The following is a 26,145-nucleotide window of genomic DNA, read 5'->3' as shown; positions in this document are numbered from 1 at the left end:
CCCATGCCCGATCTAATTCCTTTAGCCCTCCAAGATGCACCGGCCCTAATTGAGCGAATTTTTCCGGCCCAGAAGATTTCGGCAGAGGCCCAGAAGGAACGGAAGGCAGGGGCGGGGCAAACTTTAACGGCGTTGGGTTCCTATTGGAAGGGTCGCAAGCCGTTGATCATGGTGCGGGCCATTGTATTAGGTTGTTTGTTGCCAGCGACGGAGGATTTGGAGGCAGATTTACGGATTTTTGAGCAATTGATGGCCATTGATGATGAGGCCTTTACCCGCCGAGAACCCAAGTTTAAGGTCAAGGACTTGCCGCAGTTGGTGACGTTGGACAATCCCTGGGATTTTTTTGATTACACATTACCGAAATCCTCTCCCAGCAAGCTTTTAGTAAGGGGCGGTGTCGAAGAGGAATCCCCCCTTACCCCCTTGGAAAAGGGGGGGATATGATCGCCAATTTGACTTTTCCTCTCAAGGTGGCTTTAAAGGTGCGGTGGAAGCGGGGTTTGCCGGAAACGGAGAAGCAAAAAATCTATGGTTTGGCGTTGGCGGGGATGACCTATGAGGAAAAGGTGAATCTCTGTAAGCGACCAGAGGAACTTGATCCAGCGGTGTTGTATGGCCCCATTTGGCCCCAAGTAAATGCCCATTTGGGTCGCTTTGGCATTAAGGCGGAGTCCCATGAGGAATTAGTGGAGCAGTTGGGGATTTTGCGGTTTGGTCATCGTCCGAAGGTGGGGGATACGTTTTGTGGCGGCGGTTCGATTCCCTTTGAGGCGGCGCGGTTGGGCTGTGATGTTTATGCGTCGGATCTCAATCCGGTGGCTTGTATGTTGACCTGGGGGGCGTTGAATATTATCGGGGCGAGTGCTGAACGGCGGGCGGAAATTGAGCAGGCTCAGAAGGAAGTGGCAGCGGCGGTGGATCGGGAAATTGTGGCGTTGGGGATTGAACACAATGAACGGGGCGATCGAGCACGAAATTTTTTGTACTGTTTAGAAACCCTTTGTCCTGAAACAGGTTGGATGGTTCCCTTAACTACAACCCAAATAATCAGTACAAATCACAAGGCTTATGCAAAATTAATTCCTGATTATCAAAATAAACGCTTTGAGATTGAGATTATTACTGGGGCAGGTCAGGAGGAAATGGAAGCAGCAGAAAAGGGGACGGTACAGGATGGCAATTTAGTTTATGAATTAGATGGAAAAACCTATCAAACTTCGATTAAAACCCTGCGAGGAGATTACAAAGATCAGGATAAAGTTAATCGTAATCAGTTAAGGCAATGGGAAAAGTCTGATTTTAAACCCCGTCCTGATGATATTTTTCAAGAACGGCTCTATTGTATCCAATGGATTACGAAGGAAACGCTAAAAAAATCGACTCAAGAAACCTATTTTGCGTCGGTAACAGCTTGGGATTTAGCCAATGAAAAGAAGGTAGAAGAAATTGTTGAGAAAAATTTAAGCACTTGGCAAGAAAAGGGTTTAGTGCCTGATATGGCGATAGAAACTGGATACAATACAGAGCAACCAATTCGTGAAAAGGGTTGGCGTTATTGGCACAATTTATTTAGTCCTAGACAATTATTAGTCAACTCAACAATTTTAAAATTGAGTACTTTAGTGGAAAATAAGCTTTTTTTTCCGAGAATTTTAGACTTTAACTCAAAACTAACAACTTGGGTAGGCCCATCAAATCGAGACAAAAATAATAATACTTTTTCACAACAAAAATTAAGCACTTTATTCAATCGAGCTGAGAGAGGCTGGTTTTTTCTAGAAGACATTCTTCAATATCAATCTTATGGTTTTTCAATCCCTAAAATTAACTTTTCAATTAACTGTTTGGATGCGTTTGATATAAAAAATTATGTAGAAATATGGATAACAGATCCCCCCTATGCTGATGCCGTCAACTACGAAGAAATCACCGAATTTTTTATTGCTTGGCTCCGCAAAAATCCGCCGCCGCCCTTCGATCAATGGATTTGGGATTCCCGCCGCAGTTTAGCTATTAAAGGCGATGGAGAAGACTTCCGCCGGGGTATGGTCGCCGCCTACAGTGCCATGACCCAAAATATGCCTGATAACGGCTTGCAGTGCGTCATGTTCACCCATCAAGACACCAGCGTTTGGTCGGATATGGTCTCCATCTTCTGGGCCGCTGGACTGCAAGTAGTCAGCGCCTGGTACATCGCTACCGAAACCAGTTCCGCCCTCAAACAAGGGGGCTACGTCCAAGGAACCGTTACCCTGCTACTACGAAAACGCCTCCAGACCGCCAGCACCTTTAAACAACGACTATTGCCCAAAATCCGTAAGGAAGTGGCCGCCCAAATCGAAGCCATGCTTAACCTCAACGAAGCTGCCAGTGCCCACGGGGAAAGCGTTTTCAATGACTCCGATCTACAAATGGCCGGTTATGCCGCCGCCATGAAAGTCCTGACCCAATATACCGAAGTCGATGGCCGGGATGTGACCGCCCTGGCCCTGCAACCCCGCCAAAAAGGTCAAACCACCGTCGTCGATGACATCGTGCAATACGCCTCCGAAATTGCCAATAACCTCCTCATTCCCGATCGTCTCAGAGCCATTAATGCCGAAACCTGGGGCGAAATTAGCGGCGTCGAACGGTTCTATCTACGCATGTTGGCGATCGAGCAAACCGGCGCAGGCAAACTGGATAATTATCAAAACTTCGCTAAAGCCTTCCATGTCAACTATCAACCCCTAATGGCTTCCGTCAAACCCAACAATGCCCGCCTCAAAACTGCCCAGGACTTCAAACCCCGTGAATTGGCTAGTGGCGATCTAGCGGGAACCCTCTTGAGTGAAATTCTGATGGCGATCCAAGAACTGCTGGCCGACAAAGACCCCAAAGTCGTCATGAGCCAAATCCGCACCAGCCTCGATGACACCTACTTCGCCAAACGCCCCCATCTGAGCGCCATGAGTCAATACATGGCCGAAATGCTGGAAAATCAACGACCCCAGGAAGCCCAAAAAGCTCAGATCATCGCTAGCCGCATCCAAAATGAAGGTTTAGGGGGTTAAAATACGTCTAGAAACAATCTGTTACTGTCATGCAGTTTGAGTGGGACGAAGCTAAAAACTTAGAAAATATTCGTAAGCATGAAATTGACTTTGCCGATGTCCCAAGCATGTTTGATAGTGAAATGTTAATCGAATTTGACAATCGATCTGATTACGGCGAAGAACGGTGGATCGGAATAGGGTTTCTAGGCCCTGGTGTTGCCGTTGTTGTCTGGACAGAGCGGTTCCAAAATCTTATCCGAATTATCTCAGCACGACGGGCAAATAACCATGAAAAAAAACGATTCCAACGCTACATCTCGCACTAATTGGTCAGCATTAGAATCTTTGTCAGATGAAGATATTGATTATTCTGATATTCCGCCCTTAACTGACTCCTTTTTTGAACGAGCCAAGTTAGTCATCCCTTCCACTCAAGCTAAAAATTTGGTTGAGATTGATTCGGACTTAATACAGTGGTTTAAATCAAAAGGAGAGGACTATTCAAATCTTATCAATGAAGCTTTACGTCGGCATATTCAAGTAGAAGAATCCCCTTAAATGCAAGATGATTTTTCCCTTTGTTATTCAAACAGAAGAGCAATACCATTTTCAAGTTTCTTCAGAACTTTTTATTTAAAAGCTTTAAACAAGGTTCATTCCATTTTTAACAAAATCTTCATGAAAACTATCGAGGCGATCGCCACCATCAGCGCTAACGGACACATTCAACTCAGCCAAGTTGAGCATCTACCAATTGGCAAATTTAAAGTTGTCCTTGTAATTGACGAATCCATTGATTCCCAGGACTTAAAAAATAGTTCATTATCATCTCTTGAAAATATAGCTCCGAATTATCAGACATCCAACTGGGATAATCTTGCTCAAGAAATTGATCAAAAAAGTAGTTTACCTCAACAAGAAAAACTCAAAAACTTATTAATTTCTTGGCTTGAAGAAGGTGATCAAAGCGAACAAATTGAAACGCTTAAGGTAATGTTAGAAACAGAAGAGGTGTCTATTTAATGGCAATTTTAATTCTGCTAGATTCCACGCCATTAAGCCTAATCACTAATCCCAAGGCTTCTTCTAATACCCAAGACTGTCAAGAATGGTTTCAAAATCTCGCAGAAAGAAACTATCTTCCTGTCTTTCCAGAAATCATTGACTATGAAGTACGGCGTGAACTTATCCGAGCGAGGAAACTAGCCGGTATTAGACGACTGGATCAACTCAAAGAAGAAATCTTATTTTTACCGATTACAACCGCTGTAATGCTAAAAGCAGCTAAACTTTGGGCACAGGTTAGGCAACAGGGAAAACCCACAGCAGATGATAGAGCGCTAGACGGCGACGTGATTTTAGCTGCCCAGGCAATTCTACTATCTGAAATGGATCATCAAGTACTTATCGCAACAAGTAATCCGAAACATTTATCGCTTTTTATAACTGCCAAAAATTGGCATGAAATTTAAGTGTCTTTATGAATTTCTCCATCCAACGATATTCCTCCCGCACCCATCGCATTGACCGCTCCGTTTTAGTAGAACATCTTAAAGGAGCCAAACGCTACCATCGCATCGCCGGGTATTTCACCAGTTCCCTATTTGAAATAGCGGGGGAATATTTGGAAGGCATAGAAGAAGTCAAAATCGTTTGTAACTCCGATGTTAGATCCGAAGATATAAAAATTGCCAAAATCTGTGAATCAAAATTATTGGGTCGCTTAAATACCCAGCCCGTAGAAGCAGAATCCTTGTTAAATCGTCCCCGTTACCAATGGTTGTACGATTTTTTGCACCAACATCCTGACGCTATTCGCGTTGCCCCCGATAACTATTGTGGATTTGTCCACGGTAAAGCGGGCGTGATCGAAAAAAAAGACGGATCTCGTCTGGGCTTCATCGGCTCCATGAATGAGACGAAAGCCGGTTGGCAGGAGCATTATGAAATTGTTTGGCTAGATGAAAGCCAAGAGGGGGTGGATTGGATACAGACGGAATTTGATGCCCTCTGGCAAAATGCCGTGCCCTTACCCCGGGCCATTATCCAAGAACTCGGACGACGGGCCCACCGCAAGGAAATTATCCTCGACCAGGCTGAGAATAGCGAGATGTTACCGCCAGCGGCTTTGGTGGAATGTCCTATGTATCGGGAAGGATTATCCCTGCAACCCTGGCAACGGGCCTTTGTGGGGGAATGTCTTAAACATTTGCGCTGGTATGGCACAGTCCGTTTATTAATCGCGGATGAAGTGGGACTCGGCAAAACCCTATCGTTGGGCACAGCAGCATTGACCCTAGCTCTGTTAAGCGAACAAGAACTGGCGAAAAAAGGAGGACGGATTCGACGCAAGGCGATCGCCATTTTTGCCCCCGCCACCCTCACAGAACAATGGCAAACGGAAATGCTGGATAAATTGGGGGTTCCCTGTGCCCGCTGGGATTCCCGCCGGAAAGTTTGGCTCGATACCGAAGCCCGGATTATTTCCCCCGCTGGCCCAGAAAATATCAGCCGTTGCCCCTTCCGCATTGGCATCATTTCCACAGGACTGATCACCCAACCCACCCTCGAACGGGATCTGCTGAGCCAAGTCAATTTCGAGATCCTGATCCAAGACGAATCCCACAAATCCCGCACCAAGCAAGGTTTAGGCAAAAAAGCCGGGGAACCCAATGCCCTCCTCCGCTTTATGATTGATGCCGCCCGGCGATCGAAACATGTTCTGCTGGGTACGGCGACGCCCATGCAAACCAAAGTTGAAGACCTCTGGGATCAACTCAATATCCTCCATCAAGGCGACGGAAACTTTGTCCTAGGCAGTGACTTTAGCCCCTGGCACCATGCCGATTCCGTTCTTCCCGTCGTCACCGGCCTAGAAAATCCCAATGACCCAGAAACCGCTTGGCGCTTTTTGCGATCGCCGTTGCCCCCATTAGGCTCCTCGGAAGAAAAGGACTTTCGGCGGGTGATGCACGAAATCCGTGGTGAATTAGGACTCAAACCCCAGGAATTTAACTGTTATGCCCCCGTGGTGGATTTACCCAGTGCCGTGCGGGATGACCTCGAAGATTTATTAGAATCCCAGCAGGCAAACAACCGCTTTTTCCAACGCCATAATCCCATCGTCCGCCATGTGGTGTTACGTAAACGCACCGTGCTAGAGGCGGCCGGCTTATTGCCTAAAGTCGGCGTTGACCTACACCCTGATGTCCAAAAATCTCAAGACCCCACTGCCTTTACTGTTCTGTTTCAGCACCAAGCTCTGAGAACCGATGAAAACTTTGCCGAAGCCTACGAAGCCGCCAACGATTTTGGCACCGCCTACGGCAAACGGGTAAAAGCGGCGGGATTTATGAAAAACCTTATGCAACAGCGGTTATGCTCCAGTTGCGCCGCCGGAATTAACACAGCCCGTAAAATTTTAGACGATCAGGCCATTGAAGATGAGTCAGATGAATTTTTCGACCAAATTATTGACACCGTGACCGCCGAACAGGAAGCCCTAGAACGATTAATTACCGCCTTAGAACGCATCCAAGTAGAAGATCCCAAACTGAAAGCTGTTAAGCATTTCTTGATTAACGAAAACTGGGTACGCCATGGTTGCATTATTTTTAGCCAGTACTATGACACCGCCGCTTGGATCGCTGAGCAACTAGCCCACAGCTTTCCCGATACCCTCATTGGTCTTTATGCTGGCGCAGGCAAAAGTGCCCTTTTTCGTGGCCCCGGCGATCGCAACGAAGAGGATAGGGAAAAGTTAAAAAAATTAGTTGAAGATCAGTCCATTCCTATCATGGTTGCCACCGATGCCGCCTGCGAGGGGTTAAACCTCCAGCGACTGGGCACACTGATTAATATTGACCTCCCTTGGAATCCCACTCGGCTTGAACAGCGCATTGGCCGGATTAAACGCTTTGGGCAAGTCAGACCCACCGTTGACATGCTTAATCTTGTTTACCAAGACACTGTCGATGAAAAAATTTATGAGACCTTGTCAGCCCGGATGAAAGATCGTTTCGAGCTATTTGGTTCCCTGCCCGATACCATCCAGGATGATTGGATTGAAAATATCGAACGATTAGATGAGAAGTTAGATGAGTATATTGAAACCCAAAAGCGAGTTAATGGGTTTGACATCCGCTACAACGCCAATTTAGACACGGAGGAAGATGAATGGAGGAATTGTGCTCAGGTGTTATCACGCCGGAGTATTGACACCCTGATGAGGACTGGATGGAGTACCTAAACCTACACCAAACCTCTAAAATAAACATCGGTTTTCATTACAAAAACAAAATTAGCTTGAAATTACGGCGTAATGGCTGATTGGCCATTGATTACGTCCCTATAGGAGAACAGTTTATGACGGCATTGACGGCACAGGTGGCATTGGTAACGGGGGCATCTCGGGGTATTGGCCGGGCGACGGCTTTGGCCCTGGCCGCCACGGGCATGAAAGTGGCGGTGAACTATGCCCAATCCAGTACGGCCGCCGATGCTGTGGTAGCGGAAATCATTGCCAACGGGGGAGAGGCGATCGCCGTGCAGGCCAATGTGGCTAACAGTGATGAAGTAGATAATTTGATTAAAACGACGCTGGATAAATTTGGCCGCATCGATGTGTTGGTGAACAATGCTGGCATTACCAGAGATTCGTTGCTGTTAAGGATGAAATTGGAAGATTGGCAAGCGGTCATTGACCTGAATTTAACCGGGGTCTTCATTTGCACTAAAGCTGTGTCCAAATTAATGCTCAAGCAAAAAAGTGGGCGCATCATTAATATCACCTCCGTGGCGGGCATGATGGGAAATCCGGGGCAAGCTAACTACAGCGCCGCCAAAGCGGGGGTAATTGGGTTCACCAAAACCGTTGCCAAAGAATTGGCCAGTCGAGGGGTAACGGTAAATGCGGTGGCCCCTGGTTTCATTGCCACGGATATGACCGAAAGTCTCGATGCAGAGCCAATTTTGCAATTTATTCCCCTGGCTCGCTACGGTCAACCGGAGGAAGTGGCCGGCACTATCCGCTTTTTGGCTACGGATCCAGCGGCGGCCTACATCACGGGGCAAACCTTTAATGTGGATGGCGGCATGGTGATGTTCTGATGCTGTACTGGTGGGATGGGCAATGGTTTGAGCAGGATGTCATCCAGTTACCTGTGCATGAGCCTGGGTTACTGTACGGTGCCACGGTATTTACCACTCTGAGGGTTTACCAACAATGTCTTGATCATCCCCTCACCCACTGGGCCGACCATGGCGATCGCCTGGGGCAAAGTTTAGTTAGTCTGCAATGGCCTGCCCCAGACTGGGGGCAAGTAGATCAAGCCGCTCGGCATTTGAGCCAACGGTATCCAATTCTGCGCCTAACCTGTTTTCCTACCGGTCAGATATTAATTACAGGGCGGGAATTGGCCCAGGATTTAGAACAAAGGCAAAAATCAGGTATTAATGCCTGGTTAATGCCCCCTGGTCGTTACCAACGCTCCCTAGCGGAATTGAAAACAGGTAATTATTTAGCCCCTTGGTTAGCCCAACGTATTGCCCAGGAAAACAATGCCCAGGAAGCCATTTTGACCGACGTTAACGGCCATTGGTTGGAGACAGCCACGGGTAATCTTTGGGGTTGGCGGGAAGGTGAATTTTTTACGCCCCCTTTAACAGGACAACAATTACCGGGTATTACCCTCCAGCATTTACAGAGGTGGTTGAAGAAGCAGGGTGTAACTATCCACGGCGATCGGTGGTCAAAGGATTTGGTCCGCACTTTTCAGGGTTTGGCCTACAGCAATAGCGGCGTCGAAATTGTGCCCATCAATAGGGTGGGGGAGGAGGGAGGATACTGGTTAAATTTTGCTTCCGCCCAGAGTCGAGAGTATGACCTACTGGCTGGCTATTGGGTAATGAATCGCTGAATTTTTACTCAAACCAACGTAAACAAAAATTACGAAAAGCTCTAATTTATGCCGATTTTGTAAAGATCCGTCTCAATCTTTTCCTCGGCACTGAATCCCCTGCCAATAATGAAGGTATCTGCAATTATTTTTTGGGTAATTTTTACCCCATTATTCCAGTTTGATTGAATTTTGTTCAACTTTAAATACAACTCTGTCAACCAGAGTGAGGTGACCTATGAACCGTACCGCTAAATTAACCATTGCCATGGTGGATTGGCCCCTGCTCGTGATGGGCAGTTTGGCCATGTGGCTCACCGGTAGCTTGGTGATGGATTTACTGGTGGTGCCCAGTCTTTCCGCCGCCGGTATGATGGCCGAATCGGGCTTTATCAGTGCTGGCCATTTGCTATTTTCCGTTTTTAATCATCTAGAACTCTTATTTGCCGGTCTGATAGTATCTGGTTGTTTTTTACTCCATCAGCAAGGCTTTTTTTCCCCTCAAGGACAAAGATTTAGTCGAATCTTAGCCATTATTTTATTGGCGATCGCCATTGTTTGTACCTATATTTTGACTCCAGCCATCACCGATTTAGGCTTTGATATGGCGAGTTTCACTAGTACCGGGGAAATGCCTGCGGCCATGATGCCCCTGCACTGGCTCTATTGGGGGCTAGAATTAGTTAAATTGGCGGTGGGACTAACTCTCCTACGCTGGTCTTACCAAGGAGCAGTGCGCCATTGACCAATTTCTAGTGGAATTTAATGTTTGCCTTACCTCAAGCCGGCGATCGCCGTGGCGAGATCATTAAAGTACTGCTCAGCAACGGCTGGGACTACATGAACGGCCTCCTAACCATGGGGAAAGTGGGGGAACCACAAATTCCGACACCAGAAGTTCTCACCAAAATCCTCGTCGAGTTGGGGCCGTTTTACGTCAAATTGGGGCAACTGCTCAGCACTCGCCCCGACCTTTTACCCCCCCGCTACATCAACGCCCTCACTGCCCTGCAATCCAATGTTCCTCCCCTACCTTGGTCGGCGATCGAGGATTTGTTGCAGCGGGAATTTCCCCAACCACTGGGGGAAACTTTCCAAGAAATTGAGCCTGAACCCATCGCCGCCGGTTCCATTGGTCAGATCCATCGAGCGGTGTTGCAGAGTGGGGAAACCGTTGCCATCAAAGTTAAACGTCCTGGCATTGATGCCGTCGTGGAACAGGATAGTTTACTGATTAAAGATGTGGCTGAGTTAATTTCCCGAACAGAATTTGGCCAGAATTACGACATTGTCAAACTAGCGGATGAGTTTACCCAAACGGTTAAAGCCGAATTGAATTTCGATACCGAAGCAATCTATACCAATACTCTACGATCCAATTTATCTAAAACTACCTGGTTTGATCCCAATCAATTAATAATTCCGAAGGTTTATTGGAAATTAACTAACGAGAAATTTCTGGTGCTGGAATGGCTTAATGGGGTGCCAATTTTAACGGCAGATTTAAGTCGGCCACCTAGTGAAAAAAATATTACTGAACGCAAAAAGGAAATTACCACCCTATTATTCCGGGCATTTTTCCAGCAACTTTATGTCGATGGTTTTTTCCACGCTGATCCCCATCCAGGCAATATTTTTTACTTAGAAGATGGTCGTTTAGCTCTAATTGATTGCGGCATGGTGGGTCGTCTTGATCCCCGCACCAGGCAATTATTAACGGAAATGCTATTGGCGATCGTTGATTTGGATGCCAAACGTTGTGCCCAGTTAACGGTGGAGTTGTCAGAATCGGTGGGCCACGTTAACTTCCAGCGGTTAGAGGTGGATTACGAGCGCATGTTGCGGAAATATTATGACCTGAGTTTGTCCGAATTTAACTTCAGTGAAGTTGTTTATGAATTTCTGCGCATTGCCAGGGTAAATAAACTCAAAGTTCCCGCTTGCCTGGGACTATACGCCAAATGTTTAGCCAACCTCGAAGGGGCGGGAAGACAATTTAATCCTGAGTTAAATTTATTCACTGAAATTAATCCCCTGATTACCGATCTTTTCCGTCGGCAACTGTTTGGCTCTAACCCTTTGCAAACAGCCTTAAGAACGGTCTTGGACCTCAAAGCCGTTTCCCTCAAAACTCCCAGGCAAATGGACGTGTTACTCGATCGCCTGACAACGGAAACGTTGCAATGGAATGTACGCATTGAAGGTCTGGAACCCCTACGGCGTACCATCGACAAATCTGCTAACCGTCTCTCCTTTGGCATTGTGCTTGGTTCCCTCATTATGGGGGCGGCAATCCTTTCCACCGGAAATGATCAACAGCTAACTTTAATTGCCAATATTATGTTTGTGGCCGCTACGGTAATTGGTTTTTGGTTGGTAATTAGTATTCTTCGATCAGGAAGATTAAAATAATAATTAGCCTGTCTAAAAAAAGGTTATGTTTGCCAGGTTAGGATCAAAATATTATAGTTTACTTGAGGTCAAAAAATAGGTTTAGTTTATGCCAATATTGAGCTTATCAATCCCAAAGAACAGGCTCTACAACCAATGAAGGTCAATGCCTTAGTTGATACAGGAGCGATCACACTTTGTATTCCTGAGCATGTTGTGATTCAACTTAAGTTAGAAACGTTGGAACAACGGGAAGTTACTACTGCCGACAGCAAAAAAAGACTAGTTGATTATGTGGGGCCGGTGCAAGTGAGGTTTGGTAGTCGTAATTGTTTTACTGGAGCCCTAGTCTTAGGAGATGCAGTGTTGCTAGGGACTGTTCCTTTGGAAGATAGGGACTGTTCCTTTGGAAGATGTGGATTTAGTTATTAGTCCCCGTTCACAAACCATTATGGTCAATCCTGAAAGTCCTAATATTCCTACTGCTCTGGTAAAAAATATACGGTAATTTTACTCTCACGGGCAATAAATTTTCTGAAAACTTTGGTAGTAAAGTTGTCAACGCATCCGCATGGCTATTCACAACTAAGACTCGATTGTGGAAATAACAGTTTGTTCACTTGTAGGATGAAAGTAATCATAAATTGCTTGAGCTAACTGGGGACCAATGCCCGGCACTTCCTGTAATTGTTTAACACCGGCTTCCCGAATATAGTCCAGAGAACGGAAATGGGCTAACAATTGTTTTTGACGACTAAAACCTAAACCGGGGATTTCATCTAGGCGCGATCGCCGACTTTTACTAAGTCTTTGTTGACGGTGGAAACTGACAGCAAAGCGGTGAGCTTCATCCCGCAAACGACGTAGCAATTGCACCCCAGGTTGTTCTGCATGGGTGGGCAAGGGTTGAGATTCCCCTGGCAGAAAAATTTCTTCCCTTTGTTTTGCTAAGCTAACCACCGTAAATTTGTCCAGTAAGTCCATTTCTGTTAGCACTTTAACCACTGCTGATAGTTGTCCTTTACCGCCATCAATCACGATCAAATCTGGCCAATCTTGATTACTATGTTGACCTTTTCCAGACGGACGGAAACGACGGCTAATTACTTCCGCTAAACTGGCAAAATCGTCGGAGTGGCCAACTTTAATAGATGGATTTTTGATTTTATAATGGCGATAATATTGTTGGGCTGGCACTCCATCAATGAATACGACTTGGGAAGCCACAGCGTTAGAACCTTGAATGTGGGAAATATCATAGCCTTCAATGCGTTTTGGCAATGTTTCTAGGTCTAAAATTTCCTCTAAATCTTCTAAGGCTGTAACGTTCTTAGCAGTCTGTTTTTGTAGCCTTTCCAACTCGTATTGGGCGTTACGCTCCACCATTTCCAATAGCTCAGCTTTGCTTTGTCTTTGGGGCACATTAAACATTACTTTTCGCCCCCGTTGAATGGTTAACCAGTCGTTGAGCAATTCCCCATCGGGTAAGACACAGGGCAGAATAATTTCACTGGGAATTTCTACTGCTTCCACCTGTTGATAATGTTGTTCTAAAACCCTCTGCAGCACCTCTCCTTTTTCTTGCAATGACTCCACTCCATCAGCAAAAAATCCCAGCCGCCCCACCAATCTTCCCGCTCGAATTTGAAACAGTTGAATGGCACTAATTTGTCCATCGCTGGCCACGGCGATCGCATCTCTGGAAATAGTGTCCTGGGGGAGGGAAACTTTTTGATCAGCGTTAAGTTTGCCCAAAGAATTAATTTGATCTCGAATGGTAGCCGCCTGTTCAAATTTTAAGTCTGCTGCGGCTTTTTCCATTTGTTCTGTCAATAGTTTATGTAGCTCTTGGGTACGACCCTGGAAAACCATGGCCACTTTCTGCAACGTTTGGCGGTAATCTTCCGGAGTAATTAATTCTTGGCATACTCCGGGACAGCGACCAATGTCATAATTTAAACAAGGACGATTTTTAAACAGGGGCTGACGACGCTGCCGCAGGGGGAAAATACGCTGTATTAATCTCAGTGTTTGCCGTAAACTAAAACTATCCACATAGGGACCATAATAGCGGTCTTTTGCTTGATTTAAGCGGCGTTTTCTCGTAATAAAAATACGAGGGTAAATTTCAGACCAAGTTATGCAAACATAGGGGTATTTTTTGTCATCTTTAAGCAGGACATTAAAATGGGGTTGATGTTGTTTAATTAAGTTTGCTTCTAAAGCTAAAGCTTCCGCTTCCGTATCGGTGACAATGAATTCTATGTCTGCTATCTGTTGCACCATCAAAGCAATGCGAGCAGTGTGGGGTTGGGAGTCCCGAAAATAGGACCTCACCCTGGTTCTCAATTTTTTTGCCTTGCCGATGTAAAGAATTTCCCCTTGGCGATCGCCCATGAAGTAAACCCCTGGCTCCTGGGGAATTTGCTGCAGTCTTTGCTCCAATAAATCCGGCTGTTGTATTAAGGGAATGGAATTGGCAGTGACTACCATTGCTAAAAAAGAAAGGTTTAAATTTCAATTGTAGGAAGTTTTAGAAAAACTAACACTGTAGCAAATTAATCTGGGAATAATAGTCGACGAATATTACCGCTTGTTCTTATGAACACTGGAACAAAAAAAATATTACAATACCTGATGGTATGGTTGTCAGCAAACAGGCCAACTTCTAGAAAGTTATCGCATCATTAGAAGAGGAAATTTTTAGTAATGACAATGGAATCTTGGTTGGGGACAATGATTGGTGTCGGTATGGTGATGGTTACTGCCACGCCGTTGATGGCCCAGACCCAGCCCTTATTTTTGGCCTATCCTCCCCAAAATCATCAAACCAGTAGCCCGACGATTTTTTTCATCGGTTCCGCCGCCCCGGATGTGACGGTTACCCTGAATGGTCAGGTGATTGAACGCAGTATCCAAGGCAATTTTGCCCCTGTGATTCCTCTCCAGATGGGGGAAAATCAATTTATCTTCCAGGCGGGTTCCCAACGGATTGAGCGTACCATTACCCGCATTACCAGGGGTGCGACATTACCTGCCCAGGGAGGGTTTGTCCCCGGTTCCCTCACTCCGGCGGTGCCCATCAGTCGTCCCGCCGACAAACCGATTTGCTTTACGGCGATCGCCCCCACCGATGCCACGGCTTCAGTAACTTTGGCGGGCCAAACTATTCCCCTCACTCCCCAAGGGAATGTGGTACAGTTACCGGCTAATAACACTATTTTACACGGCGAAAATCAGCCCCAAGTAACAGCAGCAGATCAATACAAGGGCTGTCAAAGATTTACTTCTGAACAATTGCCAACTCTGTTGGGAACACCCCAATTTAATTTGCAATGGCGGGGACAAAATTTTTCTACCCCTGGCCCTGGTAGCGTTACCTTACTCGATGACGATCGCCCCCAGGTAATTGCGGTTACCAGTCAAGCAGGGGTGGCCCGCACAGGCCCCGGCACCGATTATTCCCGGTTGACCCCTTTGCCCCAGGGCAGTCAAGCCAGCGTTACTGGCCGGGATGGGGAATGGTTGCGGTTAGACTATGGCGGCTGGATTAAAGCGGATGAAACTATTACTCTACCCAGTCAAGCTCCCTCCCGTTCCCTCATTCGCAGTGTGGGTTACCAGGTTTTTGGCGATCGCACCGAAATGCGTTTCCCCCTACAATTGCCGGTGCCGGTCACAGTACATCAGACTGAAACAGGCTTCACTTTAAGTCTTTACAACACCACTGCTCAAACTGATACCATTCGCATTGATAATGACCCCATTATTCGTAATTTAACCTGGCAACAAATTGGCCCAGATCGGATTGATTATTACTTCACTTTTAAAACCGATCAACAGTGGGGTTACGATCTCCTTTATGAGGGCACCACGTTAATTTTGTCCCTGCGCCATCCTCCCCGTATTTCTTCCCAACCAGGTAACTTACAGGGGGTAAAAATTTTGCTCGACCCAGGCCATGGGGGCAGTGAAGCGGGGGCAGTGGGCCCCACTGGTTATCCTGAAAAAGATATTAACTTATTGATTTCCCTGCGACTGGCTGATCGCCTCCGGGCCCAGGGGGCTAATGTCCATCTGACCCGCACCGGGGATGAATTTGTTTCCCTAGTCGATCGCCAAATCCAAATTGACCAAATGCAACCGGCGATCGCCCTTTCCATTCATTACAATGCTTTGCCCGATAGTGGTAATCCCAATGAAACCGACGGTATCAGTATATTTTGGTACAATGCCCAGGCCGCCGATTTAGCCAACTTTTTACAACGGTATTTAGTGCAGAATTTAGGCAGAAATTCCCATGGGGTTTATTGGAATAATTTGGCCTTAACCCGTCCCACCATCGCCCCAGCGGTTCTCCTCGAACTAGGATTTATGATCAGTCCCCAGGAATTCGAATGGATTACCAACCCCCAGGCCCAGGAACAATTGGTGCAAGCCTTGGCGACGGGAATTACCATTTGGTTACAGCAACAGCGTTGAATCCACTTCCAGAAAATTTCCCGCTTCGTTTAGATACCAACTTCTGCTGGTGCTGAACTTGCCATCCTTGCCAGCAGCAATGAGGTAAACATACTCTGGCCAGGCAATGGCCCGGTCAAATTCCGATGGTACGGGTTGGCTATGGGGATGGGAATGGAAAATACCAATAATGCTTAAACTCCTCCGACGACAATCCTTTTGGGCAGAAAGTAAAACTTTGGGGTCAATGGCAAAGTAATACAACTTACTGCCTTGATTGCTATCCTGCTGAAATTCTTCCACATCGCCCCAACAATTTTCCGTTGGCTGTACTTCTAGCACCTGCCAATGGCGATCTTGCAGAGATCCGCTGGGCGGTGCACCGTTCGCTTGGGTGATCACCCGCCCCAACAACAGACCACAACACTCCTCTGGATAACAACATTCCCCATGGCGATAGATCTGGGCCTGGTGAGCCCGACTAAAACTTACTTGCATCACTTCCGTCAGTTCCCCCTACGCTCTTTTCGCAATCCTGTAAAAATTCTGGCAATCTCCCACATTCTAGTGAAATAGCCAATTCCAGAGGGGATGACGGGGGCCGATTTTACGAATTCTAGCGGTGCCCCGGATGAAATTATTCCTTTCTTTGATGGATAAGCCCCAGAGAAGATGGCAGCTTTGCCGGATCAACACCGCCCCAGTGAAACCGATGCTAGCAAACAAAGTAAAGGCCGGCACCAACTGAAAAGCAAAACCATAACGAATTGCTACCCAGGTGAAATGGTCCTGTAATAGCACAATGTCTTCCCGGAATTGCCAGAGGGACCAAGGGATGAGGGTACACCAAAGTAGTGCCACCACCAGCCAACGGCCATAGACCCCCGCTTGGTAGAGACGATAGGCGGGTTTGCTCAAACACTGATCGGGCATTAAGCGATGGGGCATTGATGTTGAAATTTTCACGAAATTAAGTCCGCTAAGCTCCAATCCCTAACCTTAGGGCCCAGTTGGGGCTAAAGGGAATGAGGGTGAGTAACATCAATAGCAGGGCCAGCAGGCCCAAACCAGCCCTGGTGTCATCGGGTTCTGTCAACTCGTTTAAACTGGGCCGTTCCAGTTGCCGTTGCAAAAATAAAACCACGATTGCCCAATAGAGGGGAATGGGATTAGCAGGGTTAAAGAGGGTAATGCCTCCCAAAATAATCAACGTGGCAATGGTGGTACGCCGGGCTACTTTGCGGCCGTAGATAGCTTGAATAATGCGACCACCGTCTAATTGGCCTGCCGGGAGTAGATTTAAGCCATTGATTACTAAACCCAACCAACCCAGTACTGTTAGGGGATGAATAGCCACAATGTCCTTGGTTAAGGCATCTCCGAGGATGACCTTAGCCACAGTGCCCACAAGCAAGGAGCCCTGCAAAAACTGCACCGGCAATTGAAAAAGGCTATCTTCCCTGGAAAGTACCAAACCCACTATCAGGAATAACAGGGACACTAAGCCCCCCACCGCGGGCCCGGCGATCGCCACGTCAAAGAGAGCATTGCGACTGGGTAGCAGGGATTCAAAACGGGTGATGGCTCCAAAGGAACCGATTTGCCAGTTAGGCAGAAAGAAGGGCCAACTCAACCGCACTCCCCATTTTTTTGCCTGCCAGAGGTGACCCAATTCATGGGCCAGCAGGATAATACCCACGGCGATCGCCAAGGGAACTGTTTCCCCCACCCGTTGCCAATTGTCCACTAAGTCAAAGCCCAACAGGGCCGCACTGGCTTCCAACGTGGTCACAATGGCGGCTACTAGTAACACCACTGCCAAATTTTTCTGGGCCAAGGTGCTGGGCTGGGGGTCATTACTGCTGGGGAGAATAACTACCACCGGCCGGTCTTCGCTACCTTCCACCAAAAAGAGACGATATTTATCCCCCATTAAGTCCTTGAGCTTAGCCGAAAGCTTGCCAAAGGCGTCCTCCGCTTCCGTCCGTAAATTGCCCTTAAAAATTGCCCCCTCTTGGTAGGCAATGGTTTCCGTGGCAAAAAAGCTATCAATGCTAAAAATTCCTTTAATAATTGCCAAATCTTCCGGCGGAATAGGGGAAGTTTCCTCCTCTAGGGGAGTGGCAGCATTGACTTCTCCAGCAGTTGTGCCCTGATCTTGCTCTTTGGCCAAACTTTGTAACCGTTGAGCCGCCTTTTGACGCAACAATTCTGCTTGCCCTGCCTCCCGCATTTGTCGACCGAGGTAGATGTAAATGCCCGCTGACACCAAAAGCAGAATTAATACTGCGGGCAGACTGAGGGACAATCCCAAACTAAAGAGGACAAAATATAACAGCCAAGGGGCCATGAGCACCACGGACTGTAACCAAGCAAGCTTGCCAAGCTTTCCGAAGGGTTTGGCCCGCCGGTAGCCCCAGACTAAAACACCGATCGCCAGGGCAAAAATGACGAAGACAATGGGGGTTAAAAACTGGTCTAGGGTAGTGGGCATAGGTAAAGCAATGTTGGGAGTTGGGAGTGGAAATATCTCTGGCAAGGTTAGGGGGGCTAGGGCAAGGCCTCCATGGCCTGGCGTAAATTGCCACCATGGCCGAGCAGTTGAGCTTGGGCCGCTTCCAGACTGAGCCCAGACCAATGCATTAACAACGCTAACTTAACCCGTTGGCCACTAGCACTCAGCAGTTGACCTGCCTGCTCCCGATTTAAATCAGTTAAATCTTGTAAAATCCGCACTGCCCGGTCTTCGAGTTTGCGGTTGGTTACTGCCACATCCACCATGCGATTGCCATAAACTTTGCCCAATTTGACCATGGCTCCAGTGGAAAGAATATTCAACGCCATTTTAGTCACCGTGCCCGCTTTCAAACGGGTGGAGCCGGCTAAAATTTCTGGCCCGGTCAACAGTCGAATATTTACATCCGCCGACCTGGGGGCTTGGATTTCCGGTACACAGGCAATAAAAATCGTTTTTGCTCCCCGGGCCCGGGCCGCATCCAATGCTCCATGAACATAGGGCGTAGTTCCCCCCGCCGTAATGCCCACCACCACATCCAATTGGGTAATGCGATGGTCGGCGATCGCCTGGGCTCCATCTGCCGCAATATCTTCTAAACCCTCTGAACTACGGAGTAGGGCACTAGCTCCCCCGGCTAAAATTCCCTGTACTAACTCCGGCGGTGTACAAAAAGTTGGGGGACATTCCACCGCATCCAACACCCCCAAACGGCCGCTAGTACCTGAGCCAATGTAGAAAAGACGACCCTTTTTAGCCAAGGCCCCACTAATAATTTCAATGGCCGCCGCTAAATCTTCCCTCGCTGTCGCTATCGCCGTTACCGTCAGTTGATCCTGTTGGTTAAATAAATCTACCAACTCCAGGCTAGATAACTGGTCTAAATCTTGGCTTTGGGGATTGGCCTGCTCTGTTAATAAATGGCCGCGCTCTTCTATGCTTTCCGTACTAGGCATGGGGTATGGGTGGGGATTGGGGGCAGGATTATTAGGTAAAGAAAAAATAAATTAGAAATTAAACAAAATCAACCAAACCAAATTTAGTGAACTAACCAGGACTAAGCTTTAAAACCATGGTTAGTTAAAGTCAGGGCAAGCATACCCACAGTTTTTTTACAACAATCCTTCTAAGCGACGGCGAATATTTTCTAGCTCCGCATCGGAAAATTCAGTGTCTGGTTTTTCTTCCTCCTGGCCTTGGTCATTGCTCTGGGCTTCCCGGGCCGCCTGCAAAACCCCATCCGGGTCCCATTCCGGTTCCGCCACATTTTTTTCTGGGGGAATGGCCAGCATACCTTCCGCCACAACTTCGCAATCGTAGCCAGCTTCTTGGCAAAATTCTTCAATATCCCGAGAGTCCATAGCTTCAATGGAGGGCGGCGGAAAATCCTGAGCCTCTAAAAGCAGGGCGTAACGGGTGGCATCATCCTCGGAAGCGAACATCAAAATCTTATTGCGTCCCCCCATTTGTACGGTGTGGATGCCTTCATTATCCGTACCTGCGTTGAATAAAAGAACGTAAACACGCATAGAGTCAGCAAAATCTAAAAGTTGTCTATTCCTACCAGCATATCGAGCTAGGGTAGTTCTGCAAAAATCAATGGGGCCACCGACGACATAACTCAAGCTGAGCATTCTTCGATGGCCCCCAGGGGAGAACCTAGGCTCTGCCCCTATGGTGGGATAATCCGGTGGAGAAATGAACTAGAAATTAAGTTCAGCGGCTTGAACTTTTTCAATTTGTTTTTTCTTCAACACCAACAGAATTTGGGAAAGCATAATTCCCGCCAAGAAGAGGACCAGGAATTTAATGCGGGTGGGATTTTGCAGCACCACTTCCGTATCTTTCTGGCCAAAACCGCCCACATTGGGGTTATTGGTCAAAAATTCCCCTGCTTCCACAGTTTGACCAGCACTGACGATCAATTCGGGGCCGGCGGGAATGTCCACGGTTTCCGTACCGTCGGCGGTGGTGAGGATAAGTTGGTAGCCACCGGCTTCCAGGGCGTTAACTTCTGAAATGGTGCTAGCTTTGGGCGCTTTAAAGGCATTGTTATTGCTCAGCAAACCAGTGGGATAAATTTGTCCCCGGCCACGGTTAGCCCCCAGGTGGACAGCGAATTTACCGTAGTTAATGCTTTTATCCTTGGCGGGATCGGGGGATAGCACGGGGAAAACGATTTCCTGATACTGCTCACCGGGCAAGGGGCCAACAATAACCACATTTTCCATGTCTTCCCGGTAGGGCTGGAAGTAGGTGCCACCAACTTTTTCTTTCAGTTCCTCAGACAGACGATCAGGGGGCGCAATTTTAAACCCTTCGGGCAACATCAACACAGCCCCTACGTTCAAGCCGCCCTTGGAACCATCCCCCAGCACCTGTTGGCTATCGAGGTCGTAGGGAATTTTCACCACCGCTTCAAACACGGTGTCGGGCAAAACCGCCTGGGGAATTTCCACTTCTGCCGGCTTCTGGGCGAGGTGACAGTTAGCACAAACAATGCGACCAGTGGCTTCCCGGGGGGTCAAAGGAGCCGTTTCCTGGGCCCAAAAGGGATAGGCAGAGGCGGCCTGGGGTAGGCTGATATCGGTGATTAAAAAGACGCTGACTGTGGCGATCGCCAACACCGTGAAGCGGCGCAGAGCAACCATGGTTTTCGTCCACAGCCCCAAAGTATCAGGGTTTCTCATCGTTAAGTTGAACGGATTAGGTTTAGGTAAACAGTAGGGGAAAAAGACCAGTCTCAGACAATTACACAAAATTACAACAGTGTTGCTTACTCAACGGATAGCAAAGCTAAACCTAAGCCCACCAGGGATCTTCGTCGGTGCGGAAATCGGTTTCCGTCCAGGGGCTAAACACTAAGTTGTCATCGTCAGTAACTGTGGCATGGGCCAAAGCCAAAGAAAGGGGAGCCGGGCCACGCACCACCTTACCTTCGGCGTTGTACTGGGAACCGTGGCAAGGGCACATAAATTTATTTTCGCTGGCATTCCAGGGCACCACACAGCCCAAATGGGTACAAACCGCATTAATACCATAGTCGGCGATCGTGTCATCCCCCTGGACTACAATATAGGTCGGGTCGCCCTTCAAGCCCTGGGCCAACACCCGATCGCCAGCGTTATGGGAAGCCAAAAATTTTGTCACATTAACATCATTACCGAGGGCATCCTTTGCGGTTACTCCGCCACCGGCCCCACCACTGGAAGGAGGGATCAAATACTTTACCGCTGGATAGAGGGCTCCGGCCGCCACCCCAGTGATCGTACCAAAGGTCAATAAGTTCATAAACTGACGCCGACCCAAATCGGGGACATCAGGGGAGCCAGAAATCTGTGTCATAATGAACCGTCTAAATTTAAGGATTTTTACTAACATTCACCGGAGGAAGCCCGGCAACATCGTTACAGAGAGGCAGATCGGATAAGTTACTGCCACCCCGGGGATTTGCAATAAAAAATGTAACAAGTCCTGTTCGATTATGACAGAAAACGCACCAGCCCATCTAGACAAGGCTTTGGGCTACATTTCTTGATCTGCCGTTAACAGTTTTAGTTTTCGTCCCCCCATGCCCTAGAAGACAAAAAATCCCGACGGGGCGGGATCAAAAAAAGATTAACCAAAATTAAGTTGAGATTAAATTGGGTCAGGAATACGTCGACAAACCCAAATCAACCAGCCCAGTCCACACTGAAGCCTTCAAGAATCAGAGAAGAGTTATAAATCTGTAAAATAATCAGTAAGAAAACCAGAAAAAGAGCCATAAATACCCCCATGACAGGAGTGGTGCCCCAGCCCGGTACGACCTTACCGTATTCCGAGTTGAGGGGTCTGAGGATATCTCCTAACCGAGTGCGCTGTGCCATAGATTTCCCGTAAAAATGACTAAATGAGTTTTTGTAATGTTCTGTAATAATATAAGACAACAGAAACAACTATCAATCTTACCCCATGGAATCCGCAACAGTTCTTAGCATTACTTTTGCTGTCATTCTCATTGCCATCACTGGCTTGGCAGTATACACTTCCTTTGGTCCTCCCTCCGCCGAGCTGGGTGATCCCTTTGATGACCACGAAGATTAGAATTTTTCCTGGGGGAATGGTCTCCTACTCTTGACTTGGAGCAATAGTGGTGGCAAGGCTAAAAAGCTTGAATCCACTCCTTGACTTCGTACTCCGTCCAGATCCCGTTTTGCCAGTAGGGGTCACCTTGCACCAACTTCTCCACTGTGTCCTGGTCTGGTGCGTCATAGATGGCAAAAACCTGGCGTAAATCCCTGGTCGGCCCAATGGTAACTAAAACGCCACTTTCTTTTTGGGCCTTAAGTCCGTCCAGATGGGCTTGACGATGGGGTGCCCTTTTTTCTTCCACATTGTCGCAATAGGTTCCCCAAAGTACATATTTAGCCATTGGTTACACACTCCTTTCTCAGCAATGGATTCATAAAGTCACCTAGAATTTTAAAGGATAATGGCCAGGGCCTTGCCCTCCTCACGGTAACAGTGGACATAAACCATAACCATAGACGCAGGAATCTCCTCGAACTATCTCGGGGGAGTATCGACCAGCATTGAACATTTAGCTGGTAGTTCAGTTTAGCTAGAACTTGCTAGTTTTCCTTGATAGACCATCCCAGAGGCGTCGGCAGCAAGTATGGTCTGATCATCGGTGAAGATTACAGCGTTAATTCCTGTCGAGGAAATTTGATGTTCTTCAACAACTTTTCCCGTGGTTAAGGAAATAATTCTTACAAAGCCTTGATCATCGGCGATCGCCACCAAATTTTGACCATTGATATCCAAGCTATTGAGCCAAGAATTAACTTTAAAAAGGGTACGATGGGCGCCGCTTGTTAAATCTAATTCCACCAATTCCCCTGTAAAGTAGCCGATTAATAATTTGGAGCCATCCCTGGTAAATTGAAAAGTGTTAATTCGACTATTAATATCTTTAAAGGTAGTTGATTCAATCGGGTTTGAGCCTGCATTGCGGTCAATATCAAAAATAGTAATTTCCCCCGTATCATAGCTGACGGCAACTTTGCCAACGTCTGGATCCGGAGTGTTAACAAAGGCAAGATTTCTAGCCACACCAATGGATTGATAAAGCTTTATAGTATTAACTTTGGGGGGAGAAAGGCTTAATAGTCGCGATATGGTCACCGAACCATCGTCAGAGGAAGATAATAAATAATCCTTGACAATTAAGGAATCCGTCACCGCCGCTTTATGGAGGGGAATGTCAAAATTTTCCGAGGAATTACGCAAAACGCTACTGCCGGTATAAAGGGAAGAGACGACAAAAGGAAGGGCGCCAAGTTGACCGTATCTTGCCCGAAAAAAGCGTTTGCAATCCCTGAGGAATACTTTCTTTTCTTGATCTAAGTTTAAGTTGGCATCAAGGAAAATCAAATTACAGTTATAAAAACCAATGGCCAGTTGCTTCGATTCTGGATCCTGGGCAATGGAAGCCACCGTACTGTACTGGGTTAGATCAATTTTTTTGACTACAAAGGATTGTTCCTGACTCCAAATTTTTTCCTGCCGGGGCAATAACCACAAGCCGATCAGGAGAAGAATAATTAATGGCCAACGCTTAATGTCGCTGGGGCGAAAGTGGAGCCAGGGCTGAAAAAATGCGAGTATTCGCTTCATATTATTGCCAATCATTGCGAACGGTGCTGAAAATAATCTCGAAAAAGTGATTGAACTTAAGCAAACTTACTGCCAGTCCTTTCTTCCAACTTACTTCTAATCAAAGATTGGGCTTGGGGATTCAGACGATTATAAATGGAACGATATACTTTAATTAACTCTCGGGAAGCTCCGGATAAATTTGGTTTAATTTCCACCATCCCTAGTGTGCCAACTAATTGCTCATAGGCATATTGGTTATATTCTTCCTGGGCTTTGATTTGTTTGGCTTGGTAAACCGGTAAAAGATTTTGAATTACTTTCTGGACTTCAGGGGAAAGACTATTCCAGAAATCAGTATTAAAAAAAGTGTTATAGCCAGACCAAGCATGGTTAGTCATGTTTAAATACTTGGTCACTTCGTACAGTTTAAAACCGAGGGCGACGGACAGGGGATTTTCTTGGGCTTGAACTGCGCCACTTTTGAGAAATTGAAAAACCTGATTCATCGTAACTTTTTCTGGTATTGCCCCTAGGGCTGCCATGGTCATGGCCATGTCATTGGAAGGAGGAATACGGATAGTTAAATTACGGAAATCTTCTAGTTGATAAATTGGTTTATTGGCAATGGATGTTACAACTCTCATGCCATTGTCGAAGGTTCCATAGGGCAAGTAAGTTAGGTTATATTTGGTAACGGAGCCATTGAGGGTTTCCGCAAATAGGGGCTGATTAATAATTTCAAAGGCATCCTGGGAAGATTGATAAATTAAGGCAATATTTTGAATACCGATGACATCGGGAGCTACTTGGTCAATGATGGGGCCGGCAACGCTGACAATTTCAAAACGGCCATCGGTAATAAATTGCACTGCCTGGGGATCACCGGCAGGGATGGAAGCGTCGTGGGGAATGGGGGAAACAAATAGCTCTCCCTCTGTTTGTTTGAATACCTCTATCCACAGTTCTTCTAGGGCTTTATGTAAGGGACTGGTTTCTGGTTGGTTATGGAGATGAAAGGCGCGAATTTTTGCTTGGCCATAATACTCGCCATATTTACCGGGCAGGGGCAAAATTTTGTTTAAAATTTCCTGGGGAATGCCCTGGGCTAATAATTTTGGGGCGGCGATCGCTAGGAGGGAACTCGCCCCGGCTAAGGTAAGAAAATTTCTGCGGGAATGTTTCATGGGTGGGCGAAATTTATATTTTGGCTATATTTTGACCCTGAATCGTTGTCGTGAAAAACTAAAATCCTCACCAGCACTCTAGCTTTTAGCCATAATTAACCTCAATTACACTTTTGGCAAAGCTCTGATAGGCAGTACCCATTTGTTTGGCCATGGTGTCGTGGGGAAAAACATGAAACTCGCCGGATCTGAGGGCTTCGATAATGGCATCTGCCGCTAAGGTGGGGGGCTCGGCAATATCGGCCCTTCCAGAAGCATGGGTCATTTCGGTGGCCAGGGGGCCGGGGTGGACACTCAGAACCAGAGTGCCTTGCTCACTAAGCAATTCCCACAATGCCTGGGTGATGGAATAAGCTGCCGCTTTGGAAGCCGAGTAGGTGGCCACATTGGAAAATGATTTTAGGGAAACTACTGAGTTAAGTTGCACAAAAGCTCCTCCCCCATTGGCCTTGAGCACCGGCGCAAAGGACTGGGCCATGGTAATTAAGCCATACACATTGGTCTCCATTTCAAATTTCAGACAGGCGATCGCCTCTTCAGCTAAGGGAGATGCCACTTTTTGTACCCCGGCATTGTTGACCACAATTTCCACATCCGTTGCGGTTTGGGCGGCGGTGGCAATGGATTCTGGGTCTGCCAGATCGATAAAAATAGGGACGACTTTGTCGCCATATTGCTCCACGAGAGGGGCGGCACTGTCCAGGTTTCTGACGGCGGCGTAAACTCTAGCGGCTCCGTGCTCCAAAAAAGACTCTACCAGCACCTTACCTATACCCCGATTGGCACCGGTCACGAGAATGATTTTATTGGCAATATCGCAAGCCATTGGTGTATCTCCAGAAATGTTATTTGAAACTTTGAACCGTCAGTGTGAAGTCCCAAAAGTTGGGATATTTTGGGAAAATCAGCAGAAAAAATGGCAATGGTAGTAAATTCTGAGTGGCGATCAGCTGGAATGTGGGTTGAACAATAAATTTGGAGCGGCGATCGCCTAGTCTGTCACCCGTTCAATCAACACA

26 protein-coding genes and 1 pseudogene are annotated in these 26,145 nt (G+C 47.1%); 14 read left to right on the top strand and 13 right to left on the bottom strand.

Translation table 11 applies throughout. The features are described 5' to 3' along the window. The first annotated feature begins 3 nt into the window (after positions 1 to 3). The 12 genes and pseudogenes from IQE94_RS07265 (at position 4) to IQE94_RS07210 (ending at position 11,758) form a co-directional block, all read left to right on the top strand. Positions 4 to 447 (top strand): DUF1156 domain-containing protein, encoded by a 444-nt coding sequence (locus IQE94_RS07265; RefSeq protein WP_223343002.1) that lies wholly within the window; start codon positions 4 to 6, stop codon positions 445 to 447. Continuing rightward, a complete protein-coding gene (locus IQE94_RS07260; RefSeq protein WP_223343001.1) occupies positions 444 to 3,056 on the top strand; it encodes an anti-phage-associated DUF1156 domain-containing protein in 2,613 nt (870 codons plus the stop codon). The genes IQE94_RS07265 and IQE94_RS07260 overlap by 4 nt, the downstream gene beginning before the upstream one ends. Before the next feature lie 29 nt (positions 3,057 to 3,085). Then, complete coding sequence (locus tag IQE94_RS07255; RefSeq protein WP_223343000.1) at positions 3,086 to 3,364, top strand: BrnT family toxin; 279 nt, start codon at positions 3,086 to 3,088, stop codon at positions 3,362 to 3,364. Then, the gene (locus IQE94_RS07250) at positions 3,327 to 3,596 is read left to right on the top strand and encodes a BrnA antitoxin family protein (protein ID WP_223342998.1); all 270 of its coding nucleotides are present in this window, start codon (positions 3,327 to 3,329) and stop codon (positions 3,594 to 3,596) included. Before IQE94_RS07255 ends, IQE94_RS07250 begins: the two co-directional genes overlap by 38 nt. Beyond that, positions 3,597 to 4,061: a hypothetical protein gene (locus IQE94_RS07245; protein ID WP_223342996.1), complete on the top strand. Its 465-nt coding sequence runs from the start codon at positions 3,597 to 3,599 to the stop codon at positions 4,059 to 4,061. It abuts the gene before it with no gap. Then, the gene (locus IQE94_RS07240) at positions 4,061 to 4,510 is read left to right on the top strand and encodes a type II toxin-antitoxin system VapC family toxin (protein ID WP_223342995.1); all 450 of its coding nucleotides are present in this window, start codon (positions 4,061 to 4,063) and stop codon (positions 4,508 to 4,510) included. The genes IQE94_RS07245 and IQE94_RS07240 overlap by 1 nt, the downstream gene beginning before the upstream one ends. Before the next feature lie 8 nt (positions 4,511 to 4,518). After that, positions 4,519 to 7,287 (top strand): phospholipase D-like domain-containing anti-phage protein, encoded by a 2,769-nt coding sequence (locus tag IQE94_RS07235; RefSeq protein WP_223342994.1) that lies wholly within the window; start codon positions 4,519 to 4,521, stop codon positions 7,285 to 7,287. A 116-nt stretch (positions 7,288 to 7,403) separates the two neighbouring features. Continuing rightward, positions 7,404 to 8,147, top strand: coding sequence for a 3-oxoacyl-[acyl-carrier-protein] reductase (fabG, locus tag IQE94_RS07230; protein ID WP_212717117.1), 744 nt, complete (start codon positions 7,404 to 7,406; stop codon positions 8,145 to 8,147). Further along, complete coding sequence (locus tag IQE94_RS07225) at positions 8,147 to 8,956, top strand: aminotransferase class IV (RefSeq protein ID WP_223342992.1); 810 nt, start codon at positions 8,147 to 8,149, stop codon at positions 8,954 to 8,956. The genes fabG and IQE94_RS07225 overlap by 1 nt, the downstream gene beginning before the upstream one ends. 217 nt (positions 8,957 to 9,173) lie before the next feature. Then, a complete protein-coding gene (locus tag IQE94_RS07220) occupies positions 9,174 to 9,680 on the top strand; it encodes a hypothetical protein (protein ID WP_212717115.1) in 507 nt (168 codons plus the stop codon). A gap of 20 nt (positions 9,681 to 9,700) precedes the next feature. Beyond that, positions 9,701 to 10,924: pseudogene (locus tag IQE94_RS07215) on the top strand (ABC1 kinase family protein); the annotation flags it as partial. A gap of 558 nt (positions 10,925 to 11,482) precedes the next feature. Next, positions 11,483 to 11,758 (top strand): clan AA aspartic protease, encoded by a 276-nt coding sequence (locus IQE94_RS07210; RefSeq protein ID WP_255611379.1) that lies wholly within the window; start codon positions 11,483 to 11,485, stop codon positions 11,756 to 11,758. 153 nt (positions 11,759 to 11,911) lie between these two features. On the opposite strand, the gene uvrC is transcribed toward IQE94_RS07210, so the two are convergent. Then, entirely contained in the window at positions 11,912 to 13,819 is a 1,908-nt protein-coding gene (gene uvrC / locus IQE94_RS07205) for an excinuclease ABC subunit UvrC (RefSeq protein WP_223342991.1), read from the bottom strand. A gap of 216 nt (positions 13,820 to 14,035) precedes the next feature. Here uvrC and IQE94_RS07200 point away from each other — a divergent pair, with 216 nt between their 5' ends. Beyond that, positions 14,036 to 15,808 carry an N-acetylmuramoyl-L-alanine amidase gene (locus tag IQE94_RS07200; RefSeq protein WP_223342989.1) on the top strand — a complete coding sequence of 591 codons (1,773 nt, stop codon included), beginning with the start codon at positions 14,036 to 14,038 and terminating at the stop codon, positions 15,806 to 15,808. Here IQE94_RS07200 and IQE94_RS07195 read toward each other — a convergent pair. From IQE94_RS07195 to psbH, 8 genes are all read right to left on the bottom strand, one after another. Continuing rightward, positions 15,791 to 16,285 carry a M67 family metallopeptidase gene (locus IQE94_RS07195; RefSeq protein WP_304650931.1) on the bottom strand — a complete coding sequence of 165 codons (495 nt, stop codon included), beginning with the start codon at positions 16,283 to 16,285 and terminating at the stop codon, positions 15,791 to 15,793. The two genes, IQE94_RS07200 and IQE94_RS07195, sit on opposite strands and share 18 nt — an antisense overlap. Positions 16,286 to 16,351: 66 nt before the next feature. Further along, positions 16,352 to 16,735 carry a hypothetical protein gene (locus tag IQE94_RS07190; protein WP_223342986.1) on the bottom strand — a complete coding sequence of 128 codons (384 nt, stop codon included), beginning with the start codon at positions 16,733 to 16,735 and terminating at the stop codon, positions 16,352 to 16,354. A 31-nt stretch (positions 16,736 to 16,766) separates the two neighbouring features. After that, positions 16,767 to 18,281 carry a site-2 protease family protein gene (locus IQE94_RS07185; RefSeq protein ID WP_223342985.1) on the bottom strand — a complete coding sequence of 505 codons (1,515 nt, stop codon included), beginning with the start codon at positions 18,279 to 18,281 and terminating at the stop codon, positions 16,767 to 16,769. Positions 18,282 to 18,337: 56 nt separating this feature from the next. After that, entirely contained in the window at positions 18,338 to 19,258 is a 921-nt protein-coding gene (gene murQ / locus IQE94_RS07180) for an N-acetylmuramic acid 6-phosphate etherase (protein WP_223342984.1), read from the bottom strand. Positions 19,259 to 19,414: 156 nt separating this feature from the next. Beyond that, positions 19,415 to 19,831, bottom strand: coding sequence for a DUF3110 domain-containing protein (locus tag IQE94_RS07175; RefSeq protein WP_223342983.1), 417 nt, complete (start codon positions 19,829 to 19,831; stop codon positions 19,415 to 19,417). Positions 19,832 to 20,005: 174 nt separating this feature from the next. Continuing rightward, positions 20,006 to 20,992, bottom strand: a complete 987-nt coding sequence (gene petA / locus IQE94_RS07170; RefSeq protein WP_212717099.1) for a cytochrome f — start codon at positions 20,990 to 20,992, stop codon at positions 20,006 to 20,008. 112 nt (positions 20,993 to 21,104) lie between these two features. Then, a complete protein-coding gene (gene petC, locus IQE94_RS07165) occupies positions 21,105 to 21,647 on the bottom strand; it encodes a cytochrome b6-f complex iron-sulfur subunit (protein ID WP_212717097.1) in 543 nt (180 codons plus the stop codon). Positions 21,648 to 21,976: 329 nt separating this feature from the next. Next, a complete protein-coding gene (psbH, locus tag IQE94_RS07160; RefSeq protein ID WP_010872259.1) occupies positions 21,977 to 22,171 on the bottom strand; it encodes a photosystem II reaction center phosphoprotein PsbH in 195 nt (64 codons plus the stop codon). Positions 22,172 to 22,256: 85 nt separating this feature from the next. On the opposite strand from psbH, the gene psbN reads away from it, so the two are divergent. Next, the gene (gene psbN, locus IQE94_RS07155; protein ID WP_010872260.1) at positions 22,257 to 22,388 is read left to right on the top strand and encodes a photosystem II reaction center protein PsbN; all 132 of its coding nucleotides are present in this window, start codon (positions 22,257 to 22,259) and stop codon (positions 22,386 to 22,388) included. Between the two features lie 58 nt (positions 22,389 to 22,446). Here the strand turns inward: psbN and IQE94_RS07150 are convergent, their stop codons facing one another. The 4 genes from IQE94_RS07150 to IQE94_RS07135 form a co-directional block, all read right to left on the bottom strand. Continuing rightward, a complete protein-coding gene (locus IQE94_RS07150) occupies positions 22,447 to 22,716 on the bottom strand; it encodes a YciI family protein (protein ID WP_194013402.1) in 270 nt (89 codons plus the stop codon). Between the two features lie 185 nt (positions 22,717 to 22,901). Beyond that, positions 22,902 to 23,975, bottom strand: coding sequence for a WD40 repeat domain-containing protein (locus IQE94_RS07145; protein WP_223342982.1), 1,074 nt, complete (start codon positions 23,973 to 23,975; stop codon positions 22,902 to 22,904). 41 nt (positions 23,976 to 24,016) lie between these two features. Next, entirely contained in the window at positions 24,017 to 25,126 is a 1,110-nt protein-coding gene (locus tag IQE94_RS07140) for a TRAP transporter substrate-binding protein (RefSeq protein ID WP_223342981.1), read from the bottom strand. Positions 25,127 to 25,211: 85 nt separating this feature from the next. After that, complete coding sequence (locus tag IQE94_RS07135) at positions 25,212 to 25,952, bottom strand: SDR family oxidoreductase (RefSeq protein WP_212717092.1); 741 nt, start codon at positions 25,950 to 25,952, stop codon at positions 25,212 to 25,214. Positions 25,953 to 26,145: the final 193 nt, after the last annotated feature.

The sequence above is a fragment of the Synechocystis sp. PCC 7339 genome (assembly GCF_019924095.1).
In the GTDB taxonomy this organism is placed as follows: domain Bacteria; phylum Cyanobacteriota; class Cyanobacteriia; order Cyanobacteriales; family Microcystaceae; genus Synechocystis.
This window is presented reverse-complemented; position numbering and strand designations above follow the sequence as displayed.